Below are 25,243 nucleotides of genomic sequence, written 5' to 3'. Positions count from 1 at the left end.
TCTCCGGTCAGGCACTCAGGGCCAAATAACGGTTTTTGATGGTCGGGTCGGCGCGGAAGGCTTCGGCGCTGCCCTCGTAGACCACGCGGCCCTGTTCAAGCACGTAATGGCGGTCGGCGAGCTTGTCGCAGACCATCAGGTTTTGTTCCACCAGCAGCACCGGCAGGCCGTCGTCCTTGACCTTACGCAGGATCTTCACCAGCTCGTCGACAATGACCGGGGCCAGGCCTTCGGTGGGTTCATCGAGGATCAGCAGCTTGGGATCGTTGAGCAGGGCGCGGGCGATGGCGAGCATTTGTTGCTCGCCGCCGGACAACGCGTGGCCAGCGTTTTTGCGCCGCTCCTTGAGGCGCGGGAACATGGCGTACACGTCTTCGAGCTGCCAGCGGCTGGCCTTGCGTGCGGCGATGCGCAGGTTTTCCTCGACCGTAAGCAGGCGGAAGATCCCACGGTTCTCCGGCACCAACGCCAGGCCCTGGCGGGCAATTTCGAAGATCTTCTGGCCCACCAGTGCCTGGCCGTTGAAGTGGATCTGGCCCTGGCGCGGGCAGATGATGCCGAGAATGCTGCGCAGGGTGGTGGTCTTGCCGGCGCCATTACGCCCCAGCAACGTCACCAGTTCGCCAGGGTTGACGGTCAGCGACACGCCTTCCAGCACGTGGCTCTTGTCGTAGTAGGAATGGATATTCTCAACGATCAGCATCAGGCAGCCTCCCCAAGGTAAGCGGTGCGCACGCGCTCATCGGCGCGCACGAATTCCGGTGTGCCTTCGACCAGGATCTGCCCGTGGCTCATCACCGTGATGCGTTGGCTGATGGACATGACGATGCTCATGTTGTGTTCGATCAGCAGCACCGTGTGGTCGCGGCCGAGGTCGCTGATCAACTGCGTCATGATTGGGATGTCATCGATGCCCATGCCCGAGGTAGGCTCATCCAGCATCAACAGTTTCGGTTTGGAGCAGATCGACATGCCCACCTCCAGCACCCGCTGCTGGCCGTGGGACAACTCGCCGGCCAGGGTGTCGGCACGGGCGGTGAGTTGCAGGCGTTCCAGCACCTGGTCGGCCATCTCCAGGTGTTCGCGCTTGCTGTCGACGCGGCGCCAGAAATTCAACGCGCGCGCGCCGTCACGACCTTGGGCGGCCAGGCGCAGGTTTTCGCGCACGCTGAGGTTCTGGAACAGGCTGGTGAGCTGGAACGAGCGCGCCATACCCAGGCCGACGCGGCCGTGGGCAGGCTTGCGCATCAGGTTCTTGCCGTCGAAGTGGATCGCCCCGGCGGTGGCCTGGCGTTCGCCGGTGAGGCAGTGGAACAGGCTGGTCTTGCCCGCGCCGTTGGGCCCGATGATGGTATGGATAGTGCCGGCCTCGACCTTGAGGTTCACGCCGTTCACCGCATGGAACGCGCCGTAGGCCAGTTCCAGGTCTCTGGTTTCCAAAAGGATGCTCATAGCCCTTCCTCCTTGGCGACAACGGCCGTTTTGCGATGGCCGCGTACCTTTTCGAACAGCGACGCGAGGCCGCCCCACAAACCGCCGCGCATGAAGATCACCACCAGGATCAGGATCACCCCCAGCAGCATCAGCCAGCGCGGCCACAGGTCGGAGAGGAAATCCCCGAGCAGCACGATGGAACCGGCACCGAGCAATGAGCCGAACAACGAGCCGGTGCCGCCGACGATGGTCATGATCAGGATGTTTTCCGACATTGCCAGGTCGATATTCGACAGCGGCACAAAGTGCAGCAGCATGGCGTAAAGCGCGCCGGCAATTCCGGTGACCGCGCCGGACAGCACAAACACCAGGATCTTGAAGTGGCGTGTGTCATAGCCGATGGCCGAGGCGCGGGTTTCGTTTTCGCGGATCGCCATCAAGGTGCTGCCGAACGGTGATGCGATCACCCGGCGGGCGCCGATGAAGATCAGCAGGAACAGCACTGCGACAAAGCCGTAGAAGGCGCGGGCGTCGGCCAGTGACAGCAGCACCGTTTCACCCACGCGGATCTCCGGGCGCGGCACGCTGAGCAGGCCGTTGTCGCCACCGGTCCAGTCGCTGAGGGTGTAGGCGACAAAGTAGGCCATCTGGCTGAACGCCAGGGTCAGCATCACGAAGTAGATGCCGGTGCGACGGATCGCCAGGGCGCCCACCAGCAACGCCAGGAAACCACCGGCCACGGCGGCGCCGAGCAACGCCGTGAACAGGCCCAGTTGCAGGTGGATCATCAGCAACGCCGCGCAATACGCGCCGGCCCCGAAGAAGATGCCTTGGCCGAAGGAGAGCAGGCCGGTGTAGCCCAGCAGCAGGTTGCAGGCCAAGGCCGCCATCGCAAAGATCAGGATCTCGGTGGCCAGGGTCGCCGAGGGCAATATCAACGGTAGGCCGATCAGCACCGCCAACACCCACAGCAACATCGCGCGCGATTGCGTCTTGGCAAACGGCAGGGGGTTTTTTTCGCTCATGTCAGGCTCTCCCAAACAGGCCGTAAGGACGGACCAGAATCACCACGGCCATTGCGCCGTAGATCATCAGGCTCGCGCCCTGGGGCCAGAGTGTGGTCATCAGGCTTTGCACCACGCCCACCAGCAAACCGCCGACCAGCGCACCGCTGAACGAGCCCATGCCGCCGATCACCACCACCACGAAGGCCACGCCGAGAATCTCCGGGCCGACAAAGGGTTGGGCGCCGCGCAACGGGGCGAAAAGCACGCCCGCGACGCCGGCCAGGGCTACGCCGAGGGCGAAGGTCATGGAGAACAGCCGGAAGATGTTGGTGCCCAGCAGCGACACGGTCTCGGTGCTTTCACTGCCGGCCCGCACCAGGGCGCCGAAGCGCGTGCGTTCCAGCAGCAACCACAGGCCCAGGCCGACGAGCCCGGAAAACACGATGAGAAACAGGCGGTAGTAGGGGTAGACGAAGTCACCCACCACCAGCACGCCGCGCAGCAGTTCCGGCACGGCGACGCTTTTGCCCACCGGGCCCCAGATCATCACGCTGGCCTCCTGGATGATCAGCGCGATCCCCAGGGTTACCAGGATCTGGAACATGTGCGGTAAGTGATAAATGCGCTGGATCAACAACCGCTCGATGGCCCAGGCCAGCGCGGCCACCACCAGCGGCGCAATCAGCAACGCCAGCCAGAAGTTGCCAGTGAGGCTCACCGCGGTGTAGCAGATATAGGCACCCAGCAGAAAGAACGCACCGTGGGCGAAGTTGACGAAGTTGAGCAGGCCGAAAATGATCGTCAGCCCGACCGCGATCAAGAAGTAGATCATCCCCAGCCCAAGGCCGTTGAGGATCTGGAACAGATAAAGATTAAGCATGCAGGAACCCTCTGCAGGAGGCCGCTTGCACGGCCCTGCGCTACCAAATTCAGGGGATCAGCCGAGCGTGCAGCCTGTGGCGTCCACGGGCGGGAACGACTGGCCGGCGCTGAGTACCTTGGCCAGGTCATCTTTGTCGGCCATGTCGGCGGTGGCCTTGCCGATCAGCAGGTAGTAATCCTTGATCACCTGGTGGTCGCCGGCGCGGATCGATTCCTTGCCGGTGGGCCCTTCGTAGCTCAGGCCCTGCAGGGCCTTGGCCACGGTCGGTCCGTCGAAACTGCCGGTAGAAATGATGGCTTCGAGCATGACCTTGGTGCTGATGTAATCGGCGGCCAGCGGGTAGGTAGGGTTGATGCCGTATTTGGCTTGGGTGAGCTTGACCAGTTCACGGTTGAGCGGGGTGTCGACCTGGTGCCAGTACTGCGCGCCGAGGTACACGCCTTCCAGCACATCACTGCCCAGTTCCTGGAACTGGTCGAGGCCGGCGGACCATACCAGCAACACCTTCATGCGTTCCTTGATACCGAAGTTCACCGCCTGGCGCAGGGTGTTGGACGATTGGCTGCCGAAGTTGAGCAGCACCAGCACATCGGGCTTGGCGGCGATGGCGTTGGTCAGGTAGCCGGAAAATTCCTGTTCCTGCAACGAGTGGTAGCTGTTGCCGATGTGTTCCAGGCCGTTTTCCTTGAGCACATTCTTCGCGCCTTCGAGCAGCGCTTCGCCGAACACGTATTGCGGGGTGATGGTGTACCAACGCTTGGCGTCCGGCAGCAGCTTGATCAGCGGCACCATGGTTTCACGGATCGCGCCGTAGGTGGGCACCGACCAGCGGAAGGTTGCCTTGTTGCAGTCCTTGCCGGTGACTTCATCGGCGCCCACCGGGGTCATGAACACACCGCCGACCTTGTCCACCTCCTTCGCCACCGCCAGTGCCGACGACGACAGGGTGCAGCCCTGGAAGAACCGCGCGCCGTCCTGCTGGATGGCTTCCTGCACCTTGCGCACGGCCTTGCCGGCGTTGCCTTCGGTGTCGATCACCTTGTAGTTCAGCGGGCGGCCGAGCAGCTCGGGGTGTTGTTCCACCGCCAGACGCGAACCCATGTCGGCAAACTTGCCATAGCTGGCAAAGGCGCCAGACATGGACTTGAGGCCGTAAAAGGTAAAGGGCTCGGCGGCGAATGCAGACCGAACGCTCAGCGGGAGGCTGAGGGCGGCGGCTGCGGTAAGACTGGCTTTCAACAACGTACGACGCTGCATGGGGTGACTCCCTGGTTTAGTTATTGGCAGGAGTGGCAATGGCGATACGGTGGAGCAAGGGCCTGTGGGCAGGCCTGTTATTGGATGAAACGATGTGTGGTTGAAATGCAGCCCAAATGTGGGAGGTGGCTTGCCTCCGATAGCGGTGTGTCAGTCGACATTAATGTTGAGTGTGCTGGCGTCATCGGGGGCAAGCCCCCCCCACATGGGGCCTGTGGTGTTTTTTAAGAGTGGTCGAACTCCAGCAAAAAGTGCGGGCTGACCTGGCCTTCAAGGGCGGTCATGTGGTGTTCGGCATCGCACATGTGTTCATGCATCAAGCTGCGCACCGCGCTTTCATCCCCGGCACGAAAGGCGATCAGCAACTGCTTGTGATAGTCCAGGTTGGCGGCGTCGAACTGCTTGCGCTTGGGCTTGTAGGCTTTTTTCAGCACCACCAGGTCGCGCAGCAGATCGTTGAGGAACTGCGCCATGAAACTCAGCAACGGGTTGGGGCAGGCCTTGGCCAGCAGGTTATGGAACTCCAGTTCCGCCAGGCGCTGTTCACGCTGGCCGGCCTCGCTGTCTTCGGGGGCGCTGCAAAAATCCACATTGTCTTGCAGGGCCTGGTAGTCGTCCTCGCTCAAGCGCCCAAGCACCGACACCGCCAGTTCCACTTCGATGACTTTGCGCAGTTGGTACACCTGTTCGCCGTCCAGGTGCTGGAAGTGCAGGTAGTTGCGCAACGCGCGGCTGGCCGGTTCGGTGCCGGCCTGGTTCAGGTAGGCGCCGCCGCTGGGCCCGGTGCGGGTGCTCACCAGGCCTTCCACTTCCAGTGCCTTGAGCGCTTCGCGGGCCGAACCTTTGGAGCACTGGAAGCTTTCCATCAGTTCGCGTTCGGTGGGCAGGCGGTCGCCGGGCTTCAAGGCGTCGGTGACGATGGAGCGCTTGACCGACTCGACAATCACATCGGACAGCTTCTGGCGTTTGCGTCGTAGCGGGCGGCTTAGCATAGGTTCGATTTATCGTATTAATGCGGATTAATAGCACTTAATAGCGATCGGAATGCAGCGTCAACAGCGGGTGTCGTTTTCGATGGCAACAGGTCGCAATCGGGTGGTTACTCCCCGTTGCCTGAATCGAGGCAGCGCGTGGACGGCGGTGGTTGCTTGCCGAACACCAGAAAGTCGCCCATCCAGCGGTTGATGCAGCTGCTGGCGTCCTGTTGGGCTGTTTCTTTCAGGCGCAGTTGTTCGACCTTGGGTGCCGCCGACTCGGGTTGCTTTGCATTGACCAGTACCATGCGCGCCACCCGTTCGGGAAACAGGGCCGCGTAACGGTTGCCCAGGCGGGCCGCATCGGCATTGCCCAGGTAGAGCAGTTGGGCGTCGCCCAGTTGAGTGCGGACAAACTCCAGGTCTTGGGCGGCTTGTTCGACTCCATTGTCGTTGCCGAGGTCGCGGGGGGTGAGTTCGATGACGTCGTAGCGGTTGACCAGTGTGCGATACGCCGGGTTGGAGTAAGAGCCCCAGAGGCTGGTCAGGTGAATGACAAAGGTGCCGCCCTGGTTCCTTTTGGACGCATCGCCGGCCAGGGCAAACACCACGCCTTCGCGATTCAGCGGGTCTCGGGCGCCGACGCGGGTCAGGTGGAGGCGCAGGTTGCCTTGCCGGGGCGCAGCGTAATTACGCGGCACGCTCACGACGCCGCATTGAGTGCGTTGCAGCACTTCGGGGTCCAGGCGTTCAGTGGTGGGCAGGGGGCAATCCAGCAACCAGTCAATGGCGGTGGGGGGAATCAGTTCTTGGGCAGCGCTTGCAGTCACCCAGAGACAGGCGCATGTCAGGTATTTTGCGACAGTCATCAAGAGGTCCTGGGCAACCGTGTGAGTACGGTTTTTTTACCAAGGACCTTTGCTCAAGAATGTAGGACTAGAAGATAGTTGGTGTACGAAAGCGGAGTTTTGTTTATCGGATCTGCGTCTGCCAGCCGCCGCCCAGGGCTTTGTACAACGCGATACTGGCCTGCAGGCGCGACAGTCGCAGTTGCACGTTCTGGTCCTGGACCGCGTACAGCGTCCGCTGGGTTTCCAGTACCGTGAGCAGGTCTTCGGCGCCTGCTTGGTAGCGGCTTTCAGCGATCTGGAAGGCAGTCTGGGCCTGTTGTAGTTCTTCGCTTTGCCATTCGCGCTGCTGGTCGAGACGGGTGATGCTGCTGAGGGATTTTTCCACGTCGGCAAAGCCGTTGATGATCGCACCGCGATAGGTTTGCAGCAGTTCATCCTGGCGCGCGCGGGCCTTGTCGCGTTCAGCGCTTAAACGGCCGTTGTTGAAGATCGGCGCCACCAGCCCAGCGGTCAGCGTGTAGTAGGGGCTGCGCAGGATATCCACGGCCTTGTAGGCGTCGGAACCCAGGGTCGCGCCGAGGGTGATGGCGGGCAGCATGGCCGCGCGGGCCACGGTGACGTCGGCCTGTGCTGCCGCCAATTGCGCCTCGGCCTTGGCGATATCGGGACGGCGGCTGAGCAATTGACTGGGCATGCCGGCGCCGATGGCAGGCCAGGTCAAGGCTTGAAACGGTTCGCTGCCAAGGTCCAGGGCTTGGACGGGTTGGCCGAGAAGGGCGGCCAGCGTGATCCGGGACTCTTCGGTCAACTGTTGAATCAGCGGCAATTGACGTTGCTGGCTGGCCACCAGGCTTTTTTGCTGGGCCAGTTCCAGGGCGGTGGCGGAGCCGGCGTCATAGCGGGTCTGCACCAGGTCGAGCACGTTACGCGCATTGGCCAGGTTCAGTTCTGCAATCTGCTGGCGCTGCTGCGCGGCCAGGGTTTGTGCGTAGCGGTCGGCCACGCTGCTGAGCAAGGTCAGCTCCACGGTGGCCTGGTCAAACTCGCTGGCGCGCAGGGTATGCAGGGCACTGTCGCGGGCGGCTGCGCGGCCACCCCAGAAGTCCACTTCGTAGCTGGCGGTGAGGTTGGCGCCAAAGTTGTCGACGGCGTCATCGCTTTGCGAAGCGTCAAGGTCCGGTCCACCCGGGCCACGTAACAACTTTTGGCGGCTGGTGGTGAGGTTGAGCTTCACTTCCGGCAACAGCGGCGCACCGGCGATCACTGCGCTGGCTTGGGCCTGGCGCACGCGCGCGGTGGCGGCGGCCACGTCGAAGCTGTCTCGCCGGGCCTGTTCGACCAGACGGTTCAGCTGTGGGCTACCGAACTGCGTCCACCATTGCTGGTTGGTGACCTGGGCGGCGTCGCGTTCGGCAAATTGCCAGGCGGCAGGCGCTGCAATCCCGCTGTCGAGCGCGGGCGGGTTGCCGGTGCAGGCGCTGAGTAACACGCACAAGGCAGGCAGGTAGAAGGACTGTTTATTCACTGGTCAACGCCTTAACCGGATCGAGCCGGGCAGCTTTACGGGCCGGCATGAAGCCGAATACGACACCGGTGACGAGTGCACAACCAAAGGCGCCAAACACCGCCAAAAGGGAGAACTGCACTGCCACCTTGGCCAGCACCAACACGCCGCCAACCAACAGCGCCAGGGCGATGCCGCACAAGCCGCCGACCACCGAGAGCATCACCGCTTCGGTGAGGAACTGGCGCAGGATATCGCGTTGGCGTGCGCCGGTGGCCATGCGGATGCCGATTTCACGGGTGCGCTCGCGTACGGTCATCAGCATGATATTCATCACGCCGATCCCGCCCACCAGCAAAGATATCGCTGCAATAGAACCGAGCATCAATGACAGCGTGTTCTGCGTACGGGCCTCGGCCTGGATCATCGCCGCGTTGTTGGTCAGCTCATAGTCACGCTTGCCGTTGTGCAGCTTTTTCATCAACTGGTCGATGGCCACTTCGGCTTCCTGGACCTTGCGCGCATCCGCCGCCGCGATCACCACATACTCAGGGTTGTAGCTGCCAAACAGGCGCACACTGGCGGCGGTGTAAGGGATGGCCACACGGTCGTCACTGTCCTTGTTGCCGGAGGCGGCGCCTTTTTCCGCCAGCACTCCGATCACCTGGAACGGCACGTTTTCAATCAGGATGTACTGGCCGAGTGGGTTGACCTCGCCCTTGAACAGCTTCTCGCGCACGCGATGGCCGATCACCGCCACGGTGGCGGCGGCACGCTCGTCGGCGGCCGTGAAGTAACTGCCCTCGACCACCGGCCAATTGAAAATTTCCGGGAAGTTGGTGTCATTGCCGCCCACGTAGGCCATGTAGTCCACGTTGCCGTAACGCACCCCCACTTCGCTGCCGTTGACCGGCATGATGTGTTTCACCTGGGGCAGGGCCGCCAGCGCGTGGACGTCATTGAGGGTGACGATGCCCAGCGGTGTCCGCGGGTTGGGCGACGTGCCGCTGAGGTAGATGATGTTGGAGCCGAATGCGCCCATCTGCGCCATGACTTGCCGCTTGCTGCCCTCACCTACGGCCAGCATCACCACCACCGACGCCACGCCGATGATGATCCCCAACAGGGTCAGCGCGGTGCGGAAACGATTGATCCACATCACCCGCCAGGCGGCTTGCACTGCGTCCACCAGCTCGGCTTTCCACGCGCCATTGTGTTCGGCACCGTCGGCCAGGCGTTGGCGCAGGTCCACGGCTTGCAAGGCGCCGCTCGCTAATACTGGCGCAACGTCGCTGCCGTCGGCCGAGTCGCTGATGATCAAGCCATCGCGAATCTCGATGATGCGATTGGCCCGCGCCGCCACTTCGCGGTCGTGGGTGATCAGGATCACCACGTGGCCCTGGCTGGCGAGTTCATCGAGCAGGGTCATGACCTCGGCGCCACTGTGGCTGTCGAGGGCGCCAGTGGGTTCGTCAGCGAGGATGATATGCCCGCCGTTCATCAACGCACGGGCAATGGACACCCGCTGTTGCTGGCCGCCGGAAAGCTGGTGCGGACGATTGCCGGTGCGCTCGGCCAGGCCCAGGCGCGTGAGCAGGGCGTTGGCGCGGGCATGGCGTTCGGCGGCGCTGATACCGGCGTAGATCGCCGGCATCTCGACGTTTTCCTGGGCCGAGCCCGACGGGATCAGGTGGTAGCCCTGGAACACGAAGCCAAAGGCTTCGCGGCGCAGCCAGGCCAGTTCGTCGCTGTCCAGATGGGCGACGTTTTCCCCGGCGAACAGGTAGTCGCCTGTGCTTGGACGGTCGAGACAGCCAAGGATATTCATCAACGTGGACTTGCCGGAGCCCGAGGCACCGACGATGGCGACAAATTCCCCGGCATGGATCGACAGGTCGATGCCGCGCAACACGTCGACCTGCGGGCTGTCGCCGCCGCCGTAGGACTTGCGGATGTTCTTGAGTTCGATCAGGGGCGTGGTCAACTCAACCCCCGTTGCCGTCGGCCGGGCCGATCAGCAGGTGATCGCCTTCGCTCAAACCGTCGAGCACCTGGACGCGCAGGCGGTCGCTGATGCCCACCTGCACCTGGCGCTGCTCGATTCGGCCATTCTTGCCCACGACCTGAGCGATCTGCTCGTTGGGGTTCGCCGTGCCCGATAACGCGGCGACCGGCGCGGTGAGGGCGTCCTTGACCTGGCTGGCAACGAAAAATACCTGAGTGGTCATTTCGGCCATCAACGCGTTGTCGCTGTTGTCCACGTCCAGCAGCACGGTGTACAGCACCACGCGGCCGCTGCCGCTTTTGCTGGTGCTGTTGGGGCTGCCGCTGCCTTGGGTTTCATTCAATGGCTTGGGCGGAATCGGCAGGATCTGCCGCACGGTGCTGGTCCAGCGCCGGTTGCCGCCGCTCAACGTGGTGAAATACGCGGTCATGCCCGGTTTGACGTGGCCGATATCGGCTTCCGAGACCTCAGCCCACACGGTCATCGGTGACAATTTGGCGATGCGCAGGATCAGCGGCGTCTGCTGCTGGGCGTTCAGGGTCTGGCCGACCCGCGCGTCCACCGCGACCACGGTGCCGGTCATGGGCGCATAGATGCGCGTGTAGCCCAATTCAGCTTCGTCGCTGCGCAAGCTGGCCTGGGCTTGCTGGATCTGCGCCTGGAACATGTCGACCCGCGCCTGGGTGGCGCTCAGTTCGGCCTTGGCGGTTTGCACGTCTTCTTCACGGGTGGCGTTGCCGGCGGCCAGGCGTTGCTGGCGCTGGTACTTCTGGCGTGCCAGTTCGTGCTGGGCCTTTTGTTCCTGCAACTGGGCCTTGAGGTTTTCGATGGCGTAGCGGCTGGCGTCCAGCTTGGCTTTTTGCGTGGAGGGGTCGATCTCCACCAGTAACTGGCCTTCCTGGACCTGGTCGCCGGCCTCGACGTGGATCTTGCGGATCTGTCCGGAGGCCTGGGCCCCCACGTCCACATAACGGCGCGGCTGCAGGGTGCCGAGGGCGGTCACGCTGTTTTCGATACTGCCGCGGGTGACGGTGACGGTGGTGAGGGTGTCACGCCCCGGCGGCAGCACTTGCCAGGCCGCGATGGCGAAAATGGGGATCAGGCACGCGATAACAAGCAAGGCGCGTCGGGCAGGTCGAGGGCGTTTCATGCTTTGGTTCCAGCCAGGAAAGTTCGGACCGCAGTTGCGGGGAGCTGACAAGTAAACGAGAGAATTGCGCGGGGATTTAGGCGGTTACATAAGCAGTTACAGCTCCCTTGAAGAAAAAAATCGTCCGTTGATACAAGTCTGCTTTAAAAGTAGATGAGAATTACTATAAATTGCACGCACTCAAACTGCCATCACCTGAATGCTGTCTTTATTTGCACCCAAGGACCTAATGCCGCCACCCGGCGGTCGGGAGTCATGTTGGAAAACTACTATCGCGAGCTGGTGTGTTTCCTCAACGCCAAGCTGGGCAACCGTCAGGTGGCCGAGGATGTGGTGCATGACGCTTATGTCCGGGTGCTGGAGCGTTCCAGCGACACGCCCATCGAACAACCCCGTGCCTTTTTGTACCGCACGGCGCTCAACCTGGTGATCGACGGCCATCGGCGCAATGCCTTGCGCCAGGTCGAACCCCTGGATGTGCTGGATGCCGAAGAACGCTTCGCCAGCAGTTCGCCGCACACTAACCACGACCACGGCCAACGCCTGGAACTGCTCGAACGCGCCCTGGCCGAGCTGCCACAGGCCTGTCGCGACAGCTTTCTGCTGCGCAAGCTCGAAGGCCTGACCCACCTGCAAATCGCCGAACGCCTGTGCATTTCTCGCGCCTTGGTGGAGAAACACATCGTCAACGCCATGAAGCACTGCCGGGTGCGGATGCGCGAGTGGGAAGCGCACTGATCAATGATCAGTTAAATTTTATTTCACTGTCCTCGTTTCCTATCAACACACGACCTGTTGTTCAGGTCTTGAAGGTATTCCCGCCCCACCGCCAAGGGGCTTATCCAGAGGACACTGGAATGACACAGGCAATTGCTTCGCCCGCGGTTCACGACCTGATCGGTATCGGTTTCGGCCCTTCGAACCTGGCGCTGGCCATCGCCCTGCAGGAGCGCGAAAAGGCCCAGGGCAAACTGGACGTGCTGTTTCTCGACAAACAGGCCGACTACCGCTGGCACGGCAATACCCTGGTGACCCAGAGCGAGCTGCAGATTTCATTCCTCAAGGACCTGGTGACCCTGCGCAACCCCACCAGCCCGTATTCCTTCGTCAACTACCTGAAAGCCCACGATCGCCTGGTCGACTTCATCAACCTGGGCACCTTCTACCCGTGCCGCATGGAGTACAACGACTACCTGCGCTGGGTCGCCGGGCAGTTCCAGGCCCAGGCGCGCTATGGCGAGGAAGTGCTGGCCATCGAGCCGATCCTGCACCAGCAGCAGGTTGAAGCGCTGCGCGTGATTTCCCGCGATGCGCTCGGTGAGCAACACGTGCGCACCACCCGTTCGGTGGTGGTCAGCGCCGGGGGCACGCCGCGCATTCCTGAAGCGTTCAAGGCGCTCAAGGGCGACAGCCGGGTGTTCCATCATTCCCAGTACCTGGAGCGCATGGCCAGCCAGCCGTGTGTCGAGGGCAAGGCCATGCGCATCGCCATCATCGGCGGTGGCCAGAGCGCGGCGGAAGCCTTCATCGACCTGAACGACAGCTTCCCGTCGGTGCAGGTCGATATGATTCTGCGTGGTTCGGCGCTCAAGCCGGCGGATGACAGCCCGTTCGTCAACGAAGTGTTCTCGCCGGCCTTCACCGACCTGGTGTTCCAGCAAGAGGGCGCCGAGCGTGAACGTTTGGTCGCCGAGTACCAGAACACCAACTATTCGGTGGTGGACCTGGACCTGATCGAGCGTATCTACGGCATCTTCTACCGCCAGAAAGTCTCCGGCATCGCCCGCCAGGCGTTCCGCACCATGACCGTGGTCGAGAAGGCCACCCCAGGCCCGCTGGGCATTGAATTGGTGCTGCGCAACAACGCCAACGGCGATACCAGCATCAACCACTACGACGCGGTAATCCTGGCCACTGGCTATGAGCGCCAGACGCACCGCGCCTTGCTCGCACCGCTGGAAGACTACCTGGGTGACTTCGACGTCGCGCGTGACTACCGCATCGTCACTGACGAGCGTTGCAACGCCGGCATCTACATCCAAGGGTTCAGCCAGGCCAGCCACGGCTTGAGCGATACCTTGCTGTCGGTGCTGCCGATTCGCGCGGATGAGATTGCGGCGTCGTTGTATGCGCTGGACCGTGGTCGCGGCAAAGGGCGTTCGGTGCAGGACCTGTTGCTCGCCACCGCGAGCTGACAGGCTGCACTTGTGACCTGGAGGGTTGGCTGATACTGTACAAAAAACCAGTACTGGTAACCCTCCATGCAGTTGATCGAAAAACTCAGTATTCTCGCCGACGCCGCCAAGTACGATGCGTCCTGCGCCAGCAGTGGCGCACCCAAGCGCAGCTCCGAAGGCAAGGCGGGGCTGGGGTCTACCGATGGCATGGGCATCTGCCACAGCTACACGCCGGACGGGCGATGTGTGTCGCTGCTCAAGGTGTTGCTCACCAACTTCTGTCTTTACGACTGCCAGTACTGCGTCAACCGCCGCTCCAGCGACGTGCCCCGCGCGCGTTTCAGCCCGGAGGAGGTGGTCACCCTGACCCTGGATTTCTACCGACGCAATTGCGTCAGCGGGCTGTTTCTCAGTTCCGGCATCATCCGTTCGTCCGACTACACCATGGAGCAGTTGGTGCGGGTCGCCAAATTGCTGCGCGAAGAGCATGACTTTCGCGGCTATATCCATCTCAAGACCATTCCCGATGCCGACCCGGCGCTGATCGCCGAAGCCGGAAAGTATGCCGATCGCCTGAGCGTGAACATCGAATTGCCGACCGAGGCCAGCCTGCAGACCCTGGCGCCAGAAAAAAAGATCGTGTCGATCAAGCAGGCCATGCAGACCATCTATACCGGCGAGCAGACGGTCCGCAACGAGCCGCGCGCGCCGCGTTTTGCCCCGGCCGGGCAGAGCACGCAACTGATCGTCGGCGCGGATGACACCGATGACAGCACCATCCTCCACGGTGCCGAGGCGTTGTACGGCAACTTCAAGCTGCGCCGCGTGTATTACTCGGCGTTCAGCCCCATCCCCAACAGCCCGAAAAGCGTGCCCCTGGCTGCGCCTCCGTTAATGCGTGAGCATCGCTTGTACCAGGCCGATTTCCTGCTGCGCAGCTATGGGTTCAACGCCAATGAACTGTTCAAAGGTCCCGGCCACCTGGCGCTGGATATCGACCCCAAGTTGGCCTGGGCCCTGGAAAACCGTGAGGTGTTCCCCCTGGACCTGAACCGCGCCGAGCCGACCTTGATCGCGCGTATCCCAGGCATCGGCCTGCGCACCACCCAGCGGCTGGTGGATCTGCGCCGCGAGCGCAAGATCCGCTTCGAAGACCTGGCGCGCATGCGCTGCGTGCTGGCCAAGGCCAAGCCGTTTTTCATCACCAGCGACTACCATCCGCAACAGGCCGACAGCACCAGCGTGTTGCTGCGCGAACAACTGCGTGACCGTCCGCAACCGCAGCAAATGGGGCTGTGGGGATGATCAGCCTGGAATGCAAAAACCTGTTCAGCACCTGGCGCGAGCAGGCGCGCTGGCTGCTAAGCCATCAGGTCGACCCTAGCCAGGTGAGCTGGGGCGAGGCCGAGGTGGCGGACCTGTTTGCCACCGACGAACCGGTTCCCGAAGGCTTGGGGCCTTACCAGACGCGGGTACCCAAGGCCCTGTTGGAGTTGCTGGAGTCGGCCGCCTGTTACCACGGCGAACAGCGCTGGAGCTTGTTGTACGAAGTGTTGTGGCGCGTCAGTCATGGTGACCGCACGGCAATGCTGGCGGGGGACAAGCTGGGCAGTGAGTTGCAACGGCGGATCAAGCAGGTCAGTCGTGAGGCGCACCACCTGCATGCGTTTGTGCGGTTTATCGCGTTACCCGCCGAGGCCGGGCCGCAATTGCCCGAGTACGTGGCCTGGCATGAGCCTGCCCACGACATCCTGAAATCGGCCAGCCAGCATTTCATCGGGCGCATGGGGCGGCATCGCTGGATGATCGCCACGCCGTTGGACGGGGTGTATTACGACGGTGAGCAGTTGATCCATCAGCGCGAGTGTCCCGAGGCATGGCGGCAATTGGCGCAGAATGTCGAAGACCCCCACAGTGCGATGTGGCTGACCTACTACAGCCACATCTTCAATCCGGCGCGGTTGAACCCCAAGGTGATGGAAGGGCATTTGCCCAGCCGGTTCTGGAAGAATCTGCCGGAGGGCAAGTTGATACCGGGGTTGATCAGCGAAGCGCGGACGGGGAAGCAGAAGGATGGGCAGGCGAAGATGATTGGGGTCAAGCCTGGCAAGAAAATACTAAGTGGGCACGGTTAAAAAATGTGGGAGCGGGCTTGCTCGCGAATGCGGTGTATCAGTGACAAATTAAGTGACTGACACTCCACATTCGCGAGCAAGCCCGCTCCCACAGGGGTTATGCAGTGTTTGGTGAAATTGGGGCTCAGGCCAGTTCGGTGGCGGTGTTCTTGACCACCGCCAACTCCGGATGCGCCACCAACTTATCGATGTGCAACTCGTCATTGTTCAACCAGGTCTCCGTCAGCACCCGGTAATGCTCCATGTCCCGGCAGCGCATGCGCAGGCTGTAGTCAAACGGGCCGCTGATCAACTGGCATTCGAACACTTGCGGGCAGGCCTTCACACAGGCTTCAAAAGCCTTCTGCGCCGAGCGCCCGCTCTGGTTCGACAAGGCCACCAGCACCAGCAACGACAACCCAGGCGACACCATCTGCACATCAATGATCGCCCCATACCCACGGATCACCCCGCGCCGCTCCAGCTTGCGCACCCGTTCCAGGCAGGGCCTGGGCGTGAGGTGCACCAGCGACGAGAGCTTTTCGTAGGTGATACGCCCCTGGTGGCGTAGGACTTCGATGATGGCTTCATCGATGCGGTCCAGCGCGGGGGAGGAATGGGGTCCGTTGGCCTTGGTATCCATGGGTTTCACTTCAAACGGTTGGAAAGAAATTGCTGCAAGCGTTCGCTATTGGGGTGGTCGAGGATCCTGGCGTCGCCGTGTTCCTCGACCCGGCCCTGGTGCAAGAACAGCACTTGGCTGGACACCTGGCGGGCAAAGCCCATTTCGTGGGTGACCATCAGCATGGTACGGCCTTCCTCGGCCAACGTCTGTATGACTTTGAGGACTTCTCCTACAAGTTCGGGGTCCAGCGCGGACGTCGGCTCATCGAACAGGATGATCTCCGGCTCCATCGCCAGCGCCCGGGCAATCGCCACGCGCTGTTGTTGGCCACCGGAGAGGAACGCCGGGTATTGATCCGCCACGCGGCCCGGCAGGCCGACCTTGTCCAAATACATCCGTGCGCGTTTTTCCGCTTCGGCGGCGCTCACGCCCAACACCCGGCGCGGGGCCATGGTGATGTTTTCCAGCACGGTCATGTGGCTCCACAGGTTGAAGTGCTGGAACACCATGGCCAGGCGCGTGCGCAGGTTCTGCAATTGATCTTGATGCGGCGCACGGGTGCCGGCGCGGCCCTGGCGCATTTCGATGCTGATGCCGTCCAGAGTGATCACCCCGGCGTCCGGCTGTTCGAGGAAATTGATGCAGCGCAGCATTGTGCTTTTGCCGGACCCGCTGGCGCCGATCAGGCTGATCACGTCGCCATGGCGCGCATTCAGGGAAACCCCCTTGAGCACTTCATGTTCGCCGTAGCGTTTGTGGATGCCTTCGACTTGTAGCTTGATGGCGGCGGTGGCGGGTTTGGCAACGGGTTCATCAACGGGATAAGCGGCCAGGGCCTGCGCGGACTGATTCATGGGTTAGCCTCGGGTAGGAACAAGAAAACGCATCCAGCGACGTTCGGCCAGTCGGAACAGGCCCACCAGTGCAAAGGACAGCAGCATGTAGAGCAGGGCAGCGATGCCGAACGCCTGGAACGTCAGGAACGTCTCGGCATTGGCGTCGCGGGCCACCTTGAGGATGTCAGCCACGGTGGCGGTAAACGCCAGGGAGGTGGCGTGCAGCATCAGGATCATTTCGTTGCTGTAGGCCGGCAATGCGCGGCGCAGTGCGGCGGGCACCACCACGAACAGGTTGAGACGCCAGCCGTGCAGGCCATACGCACGGGCCGCTTCGATTTCACCATGGGGAATATTGCGGATCGCCCCGGCAAAGATTTCCACGGTGTAGGCGCAGGTGTTGAGCACAAAGGCCAGCAGCGTGCAGTTCAGCGCGTTGCGGAAAAACTGGTTGAGCAGGGCGTTGTCCTGCACCACTTCCAGGCTGTACAGCCCGGTGTAGCAAATCAGCAGTTGGATATACAGCGGCGTGCCGCGAAACAGGTAGGTGTAGACCTCCACCGGCCAGCGCAGCCAGACGTGCTCGGAAACCCGCGCGAGTGCCAACGGTATCGATAGGAAAAAACCGAACACGACAGAGATGATGAACAACCACAACGTCATCGCTACGCCGGACAATCCTGTGCCATCGCTGAACAGATAGGCCAGTCCATATTGCTGGAACAGTTCGATCATCGCGCCATCCCTTTGATGCCGAGGTTGTAGCGCCGTTCGAGGCGCTTGAAGATGCGGTTGGAGAGGGTGGTGATCACCAGGTACACCAGGCCGGCGAGGATCAGGAAATACAGTGGCTCGTTGGTCGTCTTGCCGGCGTTCTGCGCGGCCTTGACCAGGTCCGACAGGCCGATGATCGACACCAGCGCCGTGGACTTGAGCAGCACCAGCCAGTTATTGCCCAGGCCCGGCAGGGCAAAGCGCATCAGTTGCGGGAACAGCACCAGGTGAAAGCGCTGCCAGCGGCTCAGGCCATAAGCGGTCGCCGCTTCCAGTTGGCCCACCGGCACGCTGAGGATCGCGCCGCGGAAATTCTCGGTGAAGTACGCGCCGTAGATAAAACCCAGGGTAATCACCCCGGCGGTAAACGGATCGATTTCGAAGTAATCCCAGCCGAACACTTCGCTCAGGTCGTTGAGCCACAGTTGCAGGCTGTAGAAGATCAGCAGGATCAGCACCAGGTCCGGCACGCTGCGAATCAAGGTGGTGTAGAGCGTGGCCGGCACGCGCAGCCATTTGGCGCTGGAAAGCTTGGCGCCGGCGGCAATCAGGCCCAGGGCAAGGCTGAGGGCCAAGGCGAGGAATGACAGTTTGAGCGTCATCCACGCACCCTGGGCGAGCATCGGGCCGTAGCCCTGCAAGTTGAGGAATTCATTCATGGAAATGATCTCGATGGAGCACAGAGATTGACTGTGAACGCTGCCTTTTGTGGGTGGGGGCTTGCCCCCGATAGAGGTGTATCAGTGCCAAATCAGTTGACTGACCCACTGCAATCGGGGGCAAGCCCCCTCCCACACAAGCAAGTTTCCACAGGGAGGTGAGGGCGTCACTCGTTGTAGATGTCCTGATCGCCGAAGTACTTCTTCTGGATCTGTGCGTAGGTGCCATCGGCCTGTACGGCGGCGATGCCCTTGTTGATCAGCGCGCGCAGCTCCTGATCGTTCTTGCGCAGGCCCATGGCGATGTCCAGGGGCAGTGTCGGGTCCTTGAAGGCCGGGCCGGTCTTGAAGTCGGCGCCTTCGGGCTTGGACAGGAAGTTGAGCTGGGCTTCGAGCTTGTCGGTCAGGGTCGCGTCGAGTCGGCCGTTCTGCAGGTCGGCGTAGTTCTGGTCCTGGGACTGATACGCCTTGATCTGCGCGCCGAGTTTGGCCAGATGCGCCCGGGCATAGGCTTCTTGCAGCGAGCCTTGCAGCACGCCGACTTGCTTGCCCTTCAGAGATTCCGGCGTGTCGCCGAAGTCGGCGCTCTTGCGCGTGATCACGGAGGTCGGGCTGAGGAACAGACGATCACTGAAGTCGATGATCTTTTCGCGGGCCGGGGTCACGGCCATGGAGGACATGATTGCGTCGAACTTGCGTGCGCGCAGGGCCGGGATCATGCCGTCGAATTCGTTGTGAACCCAGGTGCATTTCACTTCCAGCTTGGCACAGATCGCGTTGCCCAACTCGATATCGAAGCCTTGCAGGCTGCCGTCGGCGGCGACGGATTCGAAGGGGGGATACTCGGGGAATACGCCGAAGCGGATTTCCTTCCAGTCCTGAGCGTGGGCGGCGGTGGCGCAGAGTGGCAACAGCAACGCGGCGAAGAGTGATCGCAGTGGAGTCATGTGGAGTCCCTATATTTTGTAATTGATGTCAGGGCAGTCTTTAAATTGAAACAAATAGTTTTTGTTGGAGGGAGAGAATGCTTCATGGTGGTGCGTTTTTTGTGTCGTTTACCCCTCCCACAAAGCGCGAATTACGCTGTTAAAACGTGCAATGCAGCGGAATCGGCTGAGGCACCCGCTGAATCGGCTTTTCACCAAGGTGAATCTGGCCCGCCCTCGACGCAAAGCGGCAGGCCAGAGCGTTTTCAGGCGCGCTTTTTCTGCTGTACGCGTGGTTGTTGGGCCAGGCGTGCGAACAGGTCTTTCGGGTCGGCCAGGTCCGGTACCAGCTCCAGGTCGCTGCCTACATCCAGTGCCTTGGCCACGTCCAGCACATAGCGCAGGGCCGAGTAGTCTTCGATGGCAAAACCTACCGAATCGAACAGGGTGACCTGGCGCGCATTTTCGCGGCCGGGCTGCTGGCCGTTGATCACTTGCCACAGTTCGGTGACCGGCGAATTTTCCGGCATGTGCTGGATTTCGCCTTCGATACGGCTTTGCGGTTCGTACTCGACGATCACGCGGGCGCGCTCGACGATACGTCGGTCCAGTTCAGTCTTACCGGGGCAGTCGCCGCCGACGGCGTTGAGGTGCATGCCGGGCTCGATCATCTCGTCCGTCAGGATGGTGGCGTAGGCCTTGTCGGCCGTGACGGTGGTGACGATGTCGGCGCCTTTCACCGCTTCGGCGACGCTGGCTGCCAGGATCACCTTGATCGCCGGGAACGCCTTGAGGTTGGCCGCCAGCTTGGCGGTGGCTTTGGCGTCGATATCGAACAGGCGGATCTCATTGATGCCGAGCATGGCGTGGAAGGCCAGGGCCTGGAATTCGCTTTGCGAGCCGTTGCCGATCAGCAGCCATGCTGCGGCTGTTGTCGCGGGCCAGGTAGCGGGCGACCAGCGCCGAGGTGGCGGCAGTGCGAATTGCGGTGGTCAGGGTCATTTCCGCCAGCAGCACGGGCAGGCCAGTGTCTACATCCCCCAAGGCGCCGAAGGCCATCACGGTGAGCATGCCGGCCAGGGTGTTTTTCGGATGACCGTTGACGTATTTGAACGCGTACAACGACGCGTCGGAGACTGGCATCAGCTCGATCACGCCGTCCGGCGAGTGGTTGGCCAGGCGCGCGCATTTTTCGAAATCCTGCCAGCGCAGGTAGTCGGCACGGATGTACTCGGCCATCTCGGTGATGCAGGTTTGCAGGCCTTTTTGCGAGACCAGGTAGCAGAGATCGTTGACGTCGATATAGCGGGTCATGGCAAGACTCCTTGAGTTATTGGACGGTGGCGCGGGCGGGCAGGTGCACTTCCGCCAGCATGCAGCGGGCACTGCCGCCGCCGATGCGTTCGATGTTGTCGATGTTCACCACCACCGGGCGCGTATGGCGCTCCACGTGCTGGCGCTGGGCGGGTTGCAGGGCGCCCCAGGCGCTGGCCGACATCACCAGCAGCGGCTGGCCGTCGCGGTCATGCACTTCAAGCATGTTGCCGGCGAAGGCTTCCAATTGGTCGAAGTCGAGGGTGAGGATGTCTTTGCCGGTATCGCGCAGAGAGCTTTCCAGGGCCTGGCGTTCGCTGGCGTCGGGCAGGGCTTGCAGGCACACCACCGAGAGGTCGCGGCCGACGCTCATCATCACGTTGCTGTGGTAGATCGGCGCGTGATGGCGGTCGACGGCGTGAAACACGCAGAGCTGGTAGTCGAGGCGTTCGGCGAACTGGCGCAGCGCGTCGTGATGGGTGCGCCCGGAGTGGCAGGCGTAGCTGATGCGGTGCTGGCGGTCGAGCACCATGCTGCCGGTGCCTTCGAGGAAGATGTTCTGTTGTTCGAGGTGGCTGAGGTCGATGGTGTCCTTGACCGTAAATCGTTGTTCCAACACTTGCAGCACGCCTTTGTTGCGCTCCAGTCGTCGGTTCTGGCCTTCCATCGGGTACAGCACCAGGCTGCCGTCGGCGTGGCTGCTCCACCAGTTGTTGGGGAAGATCGAGTCGGGGGTGTGAGGTGCCGGGGTGTCCTGCACCACCAGTACTTCCACGCCGTGCTGGCGCAGGGTATCGACATAGCCGTCGAATTCTTCCAGCGCTTTCTGCTGTGCACTGAGCGGGTCGAGGGGGCGGCGTTGGAAGCGGTTGTTGATCGCGGTGTCCGGGTTGAAGGCAAAGCGCGCCGGGCGAATCATCAAGACAGTATTGGTGGTTTGCATGGGTGCACGGGTCCATGGGGTGAGCTGTGGGGCTATTTTGTGCGGTATGGCCGATGAATCCCGGCTGAAACCTGAGGGCGGCTCAGCCGGGAAAGCTGAAAAGTGGGGTATGGCAGCCGAATCGGCTGTGGAGGTTGAAATGCGATCAAATGGTAGGAGCCGGCTTGCCAGCGATAGCGCTGGGTCTGACAGACCGCTATCGCTGGCAAGCCAGCTCCTACATTAGTATGGGGGCGGTCGCGAAACCCGAACCAGGAAGGAGAATGCATGTCTACCGCTGTTCGTACGGCCCAAACCGCTGATGCCGAGGGGATCAGCCAGGTCATTCTGGCGGCACTGCACAGCAGCAATGCGCGGGACTATCCGGCGGATGTGATCGCGCGGGTTGCCGCTAACTTCACGCCGGAGGCGGTGCTGGAACTGCTCAAGCGTCGCGTGGTGCTGGTGGCGGTTCAGGAACGGGTAATCGTCGCCACTGCGGCCCTCGACGGCAATGTGGTGCGCTCGGTGTTCGTCAACCCGGCGCTGCAAGGGCAGGGCATTGGTCGGCTGTTGATGATCGAGATTGAGCTACGCGCCCGCGAAGCCGGAGTGACGGTGCTGAGCGTACCGTCTTCGCTGACGGCCGAGCCGTTCTACGCCAAGCTGGGGTTCCATACTGTGCGCGACGTCTACCACGGCAACGAGCGTACGCTGGTGATGGAAAAAGCGCTGCTGTCCCGCCACCCTATCGGGCCGTACCGCGACCGCCCGCACCGGGCGCAGGTGGTGGCGTTATGGCAGGAAGCATTTGGCTATGACACGGCGCATAACCTGCCGACGCTGGCGATTGATAAAAAGCTGGCGGTCAACGACGGGCTGTTTTTCGTCGCGATGGACAAAAAAACCGTGATCGGGACGATTCTGGCCGGCTATGACGGACATCGCGGCTGGCTGTATTCGGTGGCAGTGCACGCCGACTATCGGCGGCATGGCCTGGGGTCGTCGCTGGTGCGCCATGCGGAACAGGCATTGACGGCGCTGGGCTGCATGAAGATCAACTTGCAGATCACCAGTGGCAACGACGCGGTGGCGGGGTTTTATGAGGCGTTGGGGTATGGAGTGGAACCGAGGATCAGCATGGGCAAGAAGATTGCCGAAAACATCCCCAAGAACTGCGCGTAAACCTGTAGGAGCCGGCAAGCCGGCTCCTGCAGGGTTTATGGGTTAGACCTTGACGATCCAGCCTTCCGGCGCTTCAACGTCGCCGGTCTGCACACCGGTCAGCTCTTTGTAGAGCTTTTGGGTGATCGGGCCGACTTCGGTCTCGCTGTGGAACACGTGCAACTTGCCGTTGTACTGGATGCCGCCGATTGGCGAGATCACCGCAGCCGTACCGCAGGCGCCGGCTTCCTTGAACTGGTCCAGCTTGTCGATGAACACTTCGCCCTCGATCACGTCCAGGCCCAGGCGGGTCTTGGCCAGTTCGATCAGCGACAGGCGGGTGATGCCTGGCAGCACCGAAGGCGACTTCGGCGTGATGAACTGGTTGTCGTGGGTGATCCCGAAGAAGTTGGCCGAGCCGACTTCTTCGATTTTCGAATGGGTCATCGGGTCCAGGTAGATCGCATCGGCAAAACCGGATTTCTTCGCTTCGGAACCTGGCATCAGGCTGGCGGCGTAGTTGCCACCGACCTTGGCGGCACCGGTGCCTTGTGGCGCGGCGCGGTCGAAGGTGGAAATCTGGAAGTTGTGCGGCACCAGGCCGCCTTTGAAGTAGGCGCCGACCGGGATGCAGAACACGGAGAAGATGAATTCCGGCGCGGTACGTACGCCGATGTTGTCACCGGTGCCGATCACGAACGGGCGCAGGTACAGCGCGCCGCCGCTGCCATACGGCGGGATGAAGTGCTCGTTGGCCTTGACCACTTGTTTGCAGGCGTCGATGAACACGTCGGTCGGCACATGCGGCATCAGCAGGCGGGCGCAGCTGCGCTGCATGCGGGCGGCGTTCTGGTCCGGGCGGAACAGGTTGATCGAACCGTCCTTGCAGCGATAGGCCTTGAGGCCTTCAAAGCATTGCTGGCCGTAGTGCAGGGCGGTGGAGCCCTCGCTGATGTGCAGCACGTTGTCGTCGGTCAGGGTGCCTTCTTGCCATTCGCCGTTTTTCCAGACCTGGAGAAACCGCTTGTCGGTCTTGATGTAGTCAAAACCCAGCTTGTCCCAATTGATGCTTTCGTTACCCATGACACCCTCTATCGTTGGTCAAGTCGGTTTTTTTCTGGATGGGCGCAACAATACTTCATTCTTGGCCGGTGTGGGAGCGGGTGGGCGGACCATTCAGCCTCTGTATTGGCTGATCCGCCGCTATCGCAGGCAAGCCAGCTCCCACATTTGCAATGCATTCCACTGTGGGAGCCGGGCTTGCCCGCGATGGCCTCACCTCGGTTTTACAGGTGCAGCGCGTGCCCCAACGCTCTTAATGCGGCTTCCTGTACGGCTTCGCCCAAGGTTGGATGGGCGTGGATGGTGCCCGCCACGTCTTCCAGGCGCGAACCCATCTCCAGGCTCAGGCCAAAGGCGGTGGACAGTTCCGAGACACCAACCCCCACGGCTTGCCAGCCGACGATCAGGTGGTTGTCACGCCGCGCCACTACCCGCACGAAGCCGGTTTTGGACTCCAGGGTCATCGCCCGGCCATTGGCCGCGAACGGGAAGCTCGACACGATGCAATCCAATCCGGCGGCCTTGGCGTCGTCCGGGGTCTTGCCGACCACCACCAGTTCCGGGTCGGTAAAGCACACCGCCGGGATCGCGGCCGGGTTGAATTCGCGGGATTGACCGCTGATCAGTTCGGCGACCATTTCACCCTGGGCCATCGCTCGGTGCGCGAGCATTGGCTCGCCGCTCAGATCGCCGATGGCATACACGTTGCGCATGCTGGTCTGGCAGCGGCTGTCGATCTTGATCGCCGCGCCGTTCATCTCCAGGTTCAGCGCCTCAAGGTTCCAACCCTGGGTGTTGGGTTTGCGACCAACGGCAACCAGCACCTGATCGGTTGCCAGCGACAGGGTGTCGCCATTCGGGTCGCGTACTTGCAGGCTGCCATCGGCAAAACCCGTGACGCTGTGCTTGAGGTACAGCTTCACGCCCAGTTGCTTGAGGGATTCGTTCACCGGCTGCGTTAGCTCAGCGTCATAGGCGGGCAGGATGCGATCCTGTGCTTCGACCACACTCACGTCGGCGCCGAGCTTGCGGTAAGCGATGCCCAGTTCCAGGCCGATGTAACCTCCACCGACCACGATCAGGCGCTTGGGCACGCTTTTCGGCGCAAGGGCTTCGGTGGACGAAATGATCGGCCCGCCAATCGGCAGCATCGGCAGGTTGACGCTTTTCGAGCCGGTGGCCAGCAGCAAGTGTTCGCACTGGATGCGCTGGTCGCCGACGTCGACGGTCTTGCCGTCCACCACCTTGGCCCAGCCGTGGATCACCTGCACTTTGTGTTTCTTCAGCAAGGCGGCGACGCCGGTGGTCAGGCGGTCAACAATGCCGTCTTTCCATTCCACGCTTTTGCGGATGTCCAGGGTCGGCACATCCACTTCGATGCCCAATTGCGAACCCTGGCTGTGGTGGATGGTTTGCTGGAACTGCTCGGCCACGTGGATCAAGGCCTTGGATGGGATGCAGCCGATATTCAGGCAGGTGCCGCCCAGCGCCTGGCCTTCTACCAGGATGGTCGGAATGCCCAGTTGCCCGGCACGGATCGCTGCCACATAACCGCCAGGGCCGCCGCCGATGATCAGCAGCGTGGTATTCAATGTCTGTGTCATG

23 protein-coding genes and 1 pseudogene are annotated in these 25,243 nt (G+C 62.0%); 5 read left to right on the top strand and 19 right to left on the bottom strand.

Going from position 1 to position 25,243, the window contains the following annotated elements:
- Nucleotides 1-7 precede the first annotated feature (7 nt).
- From WH299_RS17575 to WH299_RS17530, 10 genes are all read right to left on the bottom strand, one after another.
- A complete protein-coding gene (locus WH299_RS17575) occupies nucleotides 8-703 on the bottom strand; it encodes an ABC transporter ATP-binding protein (protein ID WP_126571354.1) in 696 nt (231 codons plus the stop codon).
- On the bottom strand, nucleotides 703-1,452 hold the full coding sequence (locus WH299_RS17570; protein WP_038849033.1) for an ABC transporter ATP-binding protein: 750 nt from the start codon (nucleotides 1,450-1,452) through the stop codon (nucleotides 703-705). Before WH299_RS17570 ends, WH299_RS17575 begins: the two co-directional genes overlap by 1 nt.
- Nucleotides 1,449-2,459, bottom strand: a complete 1,011-nt coding sequence (locus WH299_RS17565) for a branched-chain amino acid ABC transporter permease (protein ID WP_028616998.1) — start codon at nucleotides 2,457-2,459, stop codon at nucleotides 1,449-1,451. Before WH299_RS17565 ends, WH299_RS17570 begins: the two co-directional genes overlap by 4 nt.
- A gap of 1 nt (nucleotide 2,460) precedes the next feature.
- Nucleotides 2,461-3,321 carry a branched-chain amino acid ABC transporter permease gene (locus tag WH299_RS17560; RefSeq protein ID WP_016974865.1) on the bottom strand — a complete coding sequence of 287 codons (861 nt, stop codon included), beginning with the start codon at nucleotides 3,319-3,321 and terminating at the stop codon, nucleotides 2,461-2,463.
- Nucleotides 3,322-3,378: 57 nt separating this feature from the next.
- Nucleotides 3,379-4,581 (bottom strand): ABC transporter substrate-binding protein, encoded by a 1,203-nt coding sequence (locus WH299_RS17555; protein WP_339500152.1) that lies wholly within the window; start codon nucleotides 4,579-4,581, stop codon nucleotides 3,379-3,381.
- 224 nt (nucleotides 4,582-4,805) lie between these two features.
- A complete protein-coding gene (locus tag WH299_RS17550) occupies nucleotides 4,806-5,573 on the bottom strand; it encodes a FadR/GntR family transcriptional regulator (protein WP_015884774.1) in 768 nt (255 codons plus the stop codon).
- A 107-nt stretch (nucleotides 5,574-5,680) separates the two neighbouring features.
- Nucleotides 5,681-6,424 carry an alpha/beta fold hydrolase gene (locus WH299_RS17545; protein WP_126571353.1) on the bottom strand — a complete coding sequence of 248 codons (744 nt, stop codon included), beginning with the start codon at nucleotides 6,422-6,424 and terminating at the stop codon, nucleotides 5,681-5,683.
- Between the two features lie 103 nt (nucleotides 6,425-6,527).
- Entirely contained in the window at nucleotides 6,528-7,931 is a 1,404-nt protein-coding gene (locus WH299_RS17540) for an efflux transporter outer membrane subunit (protein ID WP_339550890.1), read from the bottom strand.
- Nucleotides 7,924-9,894 carry a MacB family efflux pump subunit gene (locus WH299_RS17535; RefSeq protein WP_339550889.1) on the bottom strand — a complete coding sequence of 657 codons (1,971 nt, stop codon included), beginning with the start codon at nucleotides 9,892-9,894 and terminating at the stop codon, nucleotides 7,924-7,926. The genes WH299_RS17540 and WH299_RS17535 overlap by 8 nt, the downstream gene beginning before the upstream one ends.
- Before the next feature lies 1 nt (nucleotide 9,895).
- Nucleotides 9,896-11,065 carry an efflux RND transporter periplasmic adaptor subunit gene (locus WH299_RS17530; RefSeq protein ID WP_028616993.1) on the bottom strand — a complete coding sequence of 390 codons (1,170 nt, stop codon included), beginning with the start codon at nucleotides 11,063-11,065 and terminating at the stop codon, nucleotides 9,896-9,898.
- Between the two features lie 255 nt (nucleotides 11,066-11,320).
- On the opposite strand from WH299_RS17530, the gene WH299_RS17525 reads away from it, so the two are divergent.
- The 4 genes from WH299_RS17525 to WH299_RS17510 all read left to right on the top strand — a co-directional run bounded on the left by WH299_RS17525 (nucleotide 11,321) and on the right by WH299_RS17510 (nucleotide 15,377).
- Nucleotides 11,321-11,803, top strand: coding sequence for a sigma-70 family RNA polymerase sigma factor (locus WH299_RS17525; protein WP_028616992.1), 483 nt, complete (start codon nucleotides 11,321-11,323; stop codon nucleotides 11,801-11,803).
- A gap of 119 nt (nucleotides 11,804-11,922) precedes the next feature.
- Nucleotides 11,923-13,260, top strand: coding sequence for a lysine N(6)-hydroxylase/L-ornithine N(5)-oxygenase family protein (locus WH299_RS17520; RefSeq protein ID WP_123476042.1), 1,338 nt, complete (start codon nucleotides 11,923-11,925; stop codon nucleotides 13,258-13,260).
- Nucleotides 13,261-13,326: 66 nt separating this feature from the next.
- On the top strand, nucleotides 13,327-14,547 hold the full coding sequence (locus WH299_RS17515; RefSeq protein WP_016974873.1) for a putative DNA modification/repair radical SAM protein: 1,221 nt from the start codon (nucleotides 13,327-13,329) through the stop codon (nucleotides 14,545-14,547).
- Nucleotides 14,544-15,377, top strand: coding sequence for a TIGR03915 family putative DNA repair protein (locus WH299_RS17510; protein WP_339550887.1), 834 nt, complete (start codon nucleotides 14,544-14,546; stop codon nucleotides 15,375-15,377). The genes WH299_RS17515 and WH299_RS17510 overlap by 4 nt, the downstream gene beginning before the upstream one ends.
- A 124-nt stretch (nucleotides 15,378-15,501) precedes the next feature.
- Here the strand turns inward: WH299_RS17510 and WH299_RS17505 are convergent, their stop codons facing one another.
- From WH299_RS17505 to ctlX, 7 genes and pseudogenes are all read right to left on the bottom strand, one after another.
- Nucleotides 15,502-15,999, bottom strand: coding sequence for an Lrp/AsnC family transcriptional regulator (locus WH299_RS17505; RefSeq protein ID WP_016974875.1), 498 nt, complete (start codon nucleotides 15,997-15,999; stop codon nucleotides 15,502-15,504).
- Nucleotides 16,000-16,004: 5 nt separating this feature from the next.
- Nucleotides 16,005-16,835 (bottom strand): ABC transporter ATP-binding protein, encoded by an 831-nt coding sequence (locus tag WH299_RS17500; RefSeq protein ID WP_016974876.1) that lies wholly within the window; start codon nucleotides 16,833-16,835, stop codon nucleotides 16,005-16,007.
- Nucleotides 16,836-16,838: 3 nt separating this feature from the next.
- Complete coding sequence (locus tag WH299_RS17495; RefSeq protein WP_028616988.1) at nucleotides 16,839-17,552, bottom strand: ABC transporter permease; 714 nt, start codon at nucleotides 17,550-17,552, stop codon at nucleotides 16,839-16,841.
- Nucleotides 17,549-18,250 carry an ABC transporter permease gene (locus WH299_RS17490; protein WP_122729282.1) on the bottom strand — a complete coding sequence of 234 codons (702 nt, stop codon included), beginning with the start codon at nucleotides 18,248-18,250 and terminating at the stop codon, nucleotides 17,549-17,551. Before WH299_RS17490 ends, WH299_RS17495 begins: the two co-directional genes overlap by 4 nt.
- 167 nt (nucleotides 18,251-18,417) lie before the next feature.
- Complete coding sequence (locus WH299_RS17485; protein WP_028616986.1) at nucleotides 18,418-19,197, bottom strand: ABC transporter substrate-binding protein; 780 nt, start codon at nucleotides 19,195-19,197, stop codon at nucleotides 18,418-18,420.
- Between the two features lie 245 nt (nucleotides 19,198-19,442).
- Nucleotides 19,443-20,490, bottom strand: a pseudogene (locus WH299_RS17480) (ornithine cyclodeaminase).
- 16 nt (nucleotides 20,491-20,506) lie between these two features.
- On the bottom strand, nucleotides 20,507-21,433 hold the full coding sequence (gene ctlX / locus WH299_RS17475; RefSeq protein WP_339550885.1) for a citrulline utilization hydrolase CtlX: 927 nt from the start codon (nucleotides 21,431-21,433) through the stop codon (nucleotides 20,507-20,509).
- A 267-nt stretch (nucleotides 21,434-21,700) separates the two neighbouring features.
- Here ctlX and WH299_RS17470 point away from each other — a divergent pair, with 267 nt between their 5' ends.
- Nucleotides 21,701-22,597 (top strand): GNAT family acetyltransferase, encoded by an 897-nt coding sequence (locus WH299_RS17470; protein WP_339550883.1) that lies wholly within the window; start codon nucleotides 21,701-21,703, stop codon nucleotides 22,595-22,597.
- 42 nt (nucleotides 22,598-22,639) lie between these two features.
- Here WH299_RS17470 and WH299_RS17465 read toward each other — a convergent pair whose 3' ends face one another.
- Complete coding sequence (locus tag WH299_RS17465) at nucleotides 22,640-23,659, bottom strand: branched-chain amino acid aminotransferase (protein WP_028616982.1); 1,020 nt, start codon at nucleotides 23,657-23,659, stop codon at nucleotides 22,640-22,642.
- A gap of 203 nt (nucleotides 23,660-23,862) precedes the next feature.
- The gene (gene lpdA / locus WH299_RS17460; RefSeq protein WP_122729274.1) at nucleotides 23,863-25,242 is read right to left on the bottom strand and encodes a dihydrolipoyl dehydrogenase; all 1,380 of its coding nucleotides are present in this window, start codon (nucleotides 25,240-25,242) and stop codon (nucleotides 23,863-23,865) included.
- Between the last annotated feature and the right edge of the window lies 1 nt (nucleotide 25,243).

This window comes from Pseudomonas sp. MYb541 (genome assembly GCF_037479595.1).
In the GTDB taxonomy this organism is placed as follows: Bacteria; Pseudomonadota; Gammaproteobacteria; order Pseudomonadales; family Pseudomonadaceae; genus Aquipseudomonas; species Aquipseudomonas canadensis.
The sequence above is the reverse complement of the archived record's forward strand: the minus strand, read 5'-3'. Positions and strand labels throughout refer to the sequence as shown.